This is a genomic window from Polaromonas sp. P1_G2, assembly GCF_056405515.1.
The window spans coordinates 1-429 of record NZ_JBFUBY010001292.1 but is presented as its reverse complement, the minus strand read 5'-3'; the positions used below and the strand labels follow the sequence as shown (position 1 = coordinate 429).

The 429-nt window shown below is 59.2% G+C and carries 1 protein-coding gene; it reads right to left on the bottom strand.

Going from position 1 to position 429, the window contains the following annotated elements:
- Window positions 1–28 precede the first annotated feature (28 nt).
- On the bottom strand, window positions 29–429 hold a 401-nt coding region (locus tag AC1D0P_RS30195; RefSeq protein ID WP_477680097.1), incomplete at its 5' end, for a hypothetical protein.

The following is a 429-nucleotide window of genomic DNA, read 5'->3' as shown; positions in this document are numbered from 1 at the left end:
GCATAGAACAGATGCGGGTTGAAGGCGCCTACGACTGCCGCTTATCAATCGCCAAATGCCGCCAGCTGATCGTCGCGCTCCCCGCCCCCGAAAAGTAGTGATTGAACCGCACCGTCCAAAAACTCCGCGTTCCCGGCTGGATGATCACCGGCATATAGTAATCCAGCGTTTCCGTGATATCTCCCGGCCCAGCTGAACCAAATCCCGTCGTCGCGGCGGTGAGACACGAATAGTCGGCATTGTTCGGGACGTTGGTCGTTTGATTATACGAAGACCAAAACTCCGCCGAAACCAGGTTCGCGGCACCGGATGTGATCGTCGCCTGCACATAGAGATCGAAGATGTCGCCGGGGCTGTCATTGCCGGCGCTGATGTCCATGATCACGCGGGCGCGCCCGGCCTGGGTTGCCGTCAGCGACAGCGTCAGGT